The 5,724-nt window shown below is 59.2% G+C and carries 5 protein-coding genes; 4 read left to right on the top strand and 1 reads right to left on the bottom strand.

The window, feature by feature from the left end; genetic code table 11:
- Positions 1-47: 47 nt before the first annotated feature.
- From rhlB to D8U18_RS19435, 4 genes are all read left to right on the top strand, one after another.
- A complete protein-coding gene (gene rhlB / locus D8U18_RS19450; RefSeq protein ID WP_131108192.1) occupies positions 48-1,535 on the top strand; it encodes an ATP-dependent RNA helicase RhlB in 1,488 nt (495 codons plus the stop codon).
- A gap of 136 nt (positions 1,536-1,671) precedes the next feature.
- Entirely contained in the window at positions 1,672-2,625 is a 954-nt protein-coding gene (locus D8U18_RS19445) for an ornithine cyclodeaminase family protein (RefSeq protein WP_131108191.1), read from the top strand.
- 141 nt (positions 2,626-2,766) lie between these two features.
- A complete protein-coding gene (locus D8U18_RS19440) occupies positions 2,767-3,894 on the top strand; it encodes an FAD-binding oxidoreductase (RefSeq protein ID WP_056853654.1) in 1,128 nt (375 codons plus the stop codon).
- Between the two features lie 108 nt (positions 3,895-4,002).
- Complete coding sequence (locus tag D8U18_RS19435) at positions 4,003-4,644, top strand: PAS domain-containing protein (protein ID WP_130932241.1); 642 nt, start codon at positions 4,003-4,005, stop codon at positions 4,642-4,644.
- Between the two features lie 107 nt (positions 4,645-4,751).
- Here the strand turns inward: D8U18_RS19435 and D8U18_RS19430 are convergent, their stop codons facing one another.
- Positions 4,752-5,528, bottom strand: a complete 777-nt coding sequence (locus tag D8U18_RS19430; protein WP_131108190.1) for an ABC transporter substrate-binding protein — start codon at positions 5,526-5,528, stop codon at positions 4,752-4,754.
- Positions 5,529-5,724 lie beyond the last annotated feature (196 nt).

The raw sequence follows: 5,724 nt of genomic DNA, 5'->3' as shown, positions 1-5,724 counted from the left end.
TTCTTGCATTACACTGGCCGGCGTACATTCCTTAACCAATTGATGAGATGACCGTGCTCAAAGCACTCAAGAAAATGTTCGGTAAAAGCGAGACTGAGCAACTCGCGCCAGTCCCCAGCGCTCCGTCTCACACTCCCGGCCACCGCACCGACGGTAAACAGCCTGGCCGGACCGCCCCTGTAGCGGCACCGAAACACGAGCCCAAGAGCGCGCCGGCCGCCGAGCCTGTTGCGCAAGCCGCCGCCGAGCAACCGCGCAGCGAAACCCCGAAACCCGTTAAACCCCGCCGTGAACCGAAGCCAAAAGCCCCGGTCATTCCCTGGAAACTCGAAGATTTCGTCGTCGAACCCCAGGAAGGCAAAACCCGCTTCCACGATTTCAAACTCGCTCCTGAACTGATGCACGCCATTCAGGACCTGGGCTTCCCGTATTGCACCCCGATCCAGGCGCAAGTACTGGGTTTCACCCTCGCTGGTAAAGACGCCATCGGCCGGGCGCAAACCGGTACCGGTAAAACCGCGGCGTTCCTGATTTCGATCATCACCCAGCTGCTGCAAACCCCTCCGCCGAAAGAGCGCTACATGGGTGAACCGCGGGCCTTGATCATCGCCCCGACCCGCGAACTGGTCGTCCAGATCGCCAAGGACGCCGCCGACCTGACCAAGTACACCGGGCTCAATGTCATGACGTTCGTCGGCGGCATGGACTTCGACAAGCAGCTCAAGCACCTCGAAGCCCGCCACTGCGACATTCTGGTGGCCACTCCCGGCCGTCTGCTGGACTTCAACCAGCGTGGCGACGTGCACCTGGACATGGTCGAAGTGATGGTGCTCGACGAAGCCGACCGCATGCTCGACATGGGCTTCATCCCGCAAGTGCGCCAGATCATTCGCCAAACGCCGCCAAAAGCCGAGCGGCAGACGCTGCTGTTCTCCGCGACCTTCACTGAAGACGTGATGAACCTGGCCAAGCAATGGACCACTGATCCTGCGATCGTCGAAATCGAAGTCACCAACGTGGCCAGCGAAAACGTCGAGCAGCACATCTACGCGGTGGCCGGTGCCGACAAATACAAACTGCTCTACAACCTGGTCAACGACAACGGTTGGGAACGGGTAATCGTATTTGCCAACCGCAAGGATGAAGTGCGGCGCATTGAAGAACGCCTGGTGCGTGATGGCATCAACGCAGCGCAACTGTCCGGCGATGTGCCGCAACACAAGCGCATCAAGACTCTGGAAGGCTTCCGCGAAGGCAAGATCCGCGTACTGGTTGCTACCGATGTTGCCGGTCGCGGTATTCACATCGACGGCATCAGCCACGTGATCAACTTCACCCTGCCGGAAGTCCCGGACGACTACGTGCACCGCATCGGTCGTACCGGTCGCGCCGGTGCTGATGGGGTGTCCATCAGCTTTGCCGGTGAAGATGACTCCTACCAGCTACCGTCCATCGAGGCGCTGCTGGGCAAGAAAATCAGCTGTGAAACACCACCGACGCATCTGTTGCGGGCGGTTGAGCGCAAGCGTCCGTAACGGACAACGTGCAAAAAAGGCGCAGCCGGAAACGGACTGCGCTTTTTTTTCGTCCGGCTTTTTCGACAGGGCTTGCTCGTTAAAACAAAAAGTCCATAATAGACAAATTAGTTTACTTCCATGTCCGGAGCCGCCCATGTCCAGTACGCCTCATGTGATCACCCAAGCCCAGGCTCGCGATTTGCTGACACAGATCGACGTGCCGCAGATCATGCGCAAACTGTTTCGCGACCTGGCCGCCGGACAAGCCGTGCAACCGGCGCAGCATCTTGTGGAGTTTCCGAATGGCGCGGGCGACTTCATCAACTACTTGGGCGTGCTGGCGCAAGACGGCGTTTACGGCGTCAAGACGTCGCCCTACATCGTGCGCGAACAGGGGCCGCTGGTGACCGCCTGGACCCTGCTGATGTCGATGCAGACCGGTCAGCCGCTGCTGTTGTGTGATGCCGGCGAACTGACCACGGCGCGCACCGCCGCGACTACCGTGGTGGCGGTCGATGCACTTGCACCTTTGAACGCGACTCGCCTGGCGATCATCGGCAGCGGCAAGGTTGCTCAAGCGCACCTGCATTACGCGAAAAACCTGCGCGACTGGCAGAGTATCAGCCTGTACTCGCCAGGCCTGAGCGAAGATGCGCAAACCATGAGCCAGCTCAAGAGCATCGAACCTCGCCTGAACATCGTCGACAGCCGCGAAACGGCTATCCAGGACGCGGATGTGATCATGCTCTGCACCTCATCGGCCGGCCCGGTGATCGACCCGTCAAACCTGAACAAACCGGCGCTGATCACCTCGATCAGCACCAATGCTCCTCGTGCCCACGAAGTGCCACCACAGAGCCTCAATGACATGCGGGTGTTCTGTGACTATCGCCTGACCACCCCAGGCTCGGCCGGTGAAATGCTGATCGCCGGCGAGCAGCATGGCTGGGACAAAAACGCGATCGTCGGCGACCTGGCGGATCTGCTCAGCGAGAAGGTGGCGCGTCCCGTTTACGACCGTCACGTGTTCTTCCGCTCGATTGGCCTGGGCCTTGAAGACATTGCGCTGGCCAATGCCATTTACCGTCTCACCCCTGACATCAGATAAACCCGTAGGAGCAAAGCTTGCTCGCGATGACGGCATGTCAGTCAACACTCATGTTGAATGTGCTGGCGTCATCGCGAGCAAGCTTTGCTCCTACAGGAGTTTTCAACCATTTCGGCAATTGCGCCCCTACAGGAGACGTTCATGAGCCAGGCAGACTTCATCATCATCGGCGGCGGAATTGCCGGCGCCTCCACGGGCTTCTGGCTGTCGCAGCACGGGCGAGTGGTGGTACTCGAGCGTGAATCCCATCCGGCCTATCACTCCACCGGACGTTCCGCTGCGCTGTACACCGCGGCTTACGGCACCCCACAGGTTCGTGCATTGACCCAGGCCAGCCGGGATTTTTTCGACAACCCGCCCAGCGGTTTCTGCGAGCACCCGCTGCTGACGCCGCGCGGTGAAATGACCGTGGACTTCACCGGTGATCCGGCCGAATTGAACAATCAATACCTGAGCGCCAAAGCTACGGTCCCGGAGATGCAATTGCTCAGCGCCGAGGAGGCCTGTGTACGCCTGCCGATCCTGCGCCGGGAAAAAGTCCACGGCGCCATCTACGACCCGACCGCCAGCGACATCGACACCGACGCCCTGCATCAGGGTTACTTGCGTGGCATCCGTCGCAACAACGGCGAAGTGCACACCGACACTGAAGTGCTCGGCCTGAGCCGTGATGCCGACGGTGCCTGGCAGGTGCAAACCAACAGCCAGACTTTCAGCGCTCCCATCATCATCAATGCTGCGGGCGCGTGGGCCGACAAGATCGGCACGCTAGCCGGTGCACAACCACTGGGCCTGCAACCGAAACGCCGGGCCGCGTTCATTTTCGCTGGCCCCGAGGGTGTGGATATCCATCATTGGCCGATGCTGGTCAGCCTCGACGAGTCCTTCTATATGAAACCCGACGCCGGGATGTTCCTCGGCTCGCCGGCCAACGCCGACCCGGTTGAACCCCACGACGTGCAGCCTGAAGAGCTGGACATCGCCATGGGCATCTACCAGATCGAAGAAGCCACCACCCTGACGATCCGCCGCCCGACCCGCACCTGGGCCGGCCTGCGCAGCTTCGTCAGTGATGGTGACTTGCTCTCGGGTTTCGATCCGCAGGTGCCGGGGCTGTTCTGGGTGGCGGCTCAAGGGGGTTATGGCATCCAGACCTCACCCGCGATGGGTCAGGCCAGTGCCGCGCTGGTCCGTGGTGAAGCCCTGCCCGAACAACTGACCCGCTTCGGTCTGAGCGCCGAAATGCTCTCCCTCGCTCGTCTGGGTTGATTCACCACCTCAGGTGACGCGCCGACATGATTGCGGCACACTTTCAGAGCCCCGTATTGCGGGGCGCTGAAGTTGCCCGGAGTTCCATTGTATGAAGAGCCGCACCCCATGAACGCCCCAGAAAATGACCCGGCCCTGAACGACTCGTCCCTGGATAACTTCCATGCGATCGCCGATGCCATCGCCACGTTGTTCTTTCCCCATGCCGAGGTGGTGCTGCACGACCTGCGCACGCAAAAGGTCGACTACATCGCCAACAACCTGTCGAAACGGGAAATCGGCGACGACTCCGCACTGGAGGACATGCTCAGCGACGACGTCAGCGAACGAAACATCGGGCCGTACGAAAAGCTGAATTGGGATGGACAGAAGATTCGCAGTCTCAGCACCGTACTGCGCGACAGCGAAGGTCAGCCGCTGGCCGTGCTGTGCATCAACCTGAATATTTCGCTGTTCGAAAACGCCAAGGCCGCGCTGGACCTGTTCCTGTCGCCAACCAAGCTGATCCCGCAACCGGACTCACTGTTCCGCGATGACTGGCAGGAACGGATCAACACCTTCCTCCACGCCTGGCTGCGCGAGCGCCAGCTGAGCCTGAACCTGCTGACCCGCGACCACAAACGCGAGCTGGTGCTGGCCCTGCATGCCGAAGGTGCCTTCAAGGGCAAGAGCTCGTCGAACTATGTCGCCAATGTGCTGAACATGGGACGTGCGACGGTGTACAAGCATTTGAAGGAATTGAAGGGCTGAAGATTTGCAGGGATTGATCTGGCCCCATCGCCAGCAGGCTGGCTCCCACATGGATGTGCGGTGTACACAAAACCTGTGGGAGCCAGCCTGCTGGCGATGGCGGTAGATCAGTCGCCGTAGATATCGGACTTGAAGTACTTCTCGGAAATTTTCTGATACTCGCCATTCGCCCGAATACCGTCGATGGCTGTATTCAGTTGGCTAACCAGTTCGGTATTACCCTTGCGCACTGCAATCCCCGCGCCCTCGCCCACGTATTTCGGGTCTTTCAGCTCTGGCCCGACAAACGCATAGCCCTTGCCGCGCGGCATCAACAGGAAGTCATTGAGTGGAATGGTATCGGCAAAAATCGCATCGAGACGACCGGCCGCCAGGTCCATGTAGATCTCTTCGTTGTTGCCGTAACGCTTGACGTTGATGCCCTTGGGTTCAAACACCTCGGTGGCATAACGGTCCGTGGTGGTGGCGCGCTGCACTCCGACGGTCTTGCCCTTGAGGCTGGCGTACTGGTCGTCCACCACCGCACCTTCTTTCATCACCAGACGCGATGAAGTGAAGTAGTACTTGTGGGTGAAATCGACTGACTTCTTGCGATCTTCGTTGATGGTCATGGACGACAGGGCCATGTCGATTTTCTTCACTTTCAGGGAAGGAATCAGACCGTCGAACTCGCCTTCGACCCACACACACTTGACCTTCATCTGCGCACACAGGGCGTTGCCGATGTCGTAGTCAAAACCCACAATCTCGCCTTTTTCGGTTTTCGAAGCGAACGGTGGATATGCCGCTTCGATACCGATGCGCAAGGTTTTCTCGGCGGCAAATACAGAGCTGCACGCCAACAGGCTCAGGGCCAGACCGGTGATGAGGGGGAATTTCTTCATGTTCGTTCTCTCGCGGGTTGTTGTTGGTTTGGCAAGACAGAAGAAAGAGCAGAAACGGGGTAAAGCCTTTTTTGTACTTATAATTCCATACTGGACTTTTATGTATAAATCGTCAATCGGACAAATGCAGCCCGTGCCGGCCGGTGGTCGGGTGGTAAATAGATGAGTCGTTGGCGATGCAGATGGCCCCTTCACG

Source organism: Pseudomonas sp. Sample_10 (assembly GCF_004321495.1).
Lineage (GTDB): Bacteria > Pseudomonadota > Gammaproteobacteria > Pseudomonadales > Pseudomonadaceae > Aquipseudomonas.
Note: the sequence above shows the minus strand (reverse complement) of the source record. Positions and strands in the feature narration are given on the sequence as shown.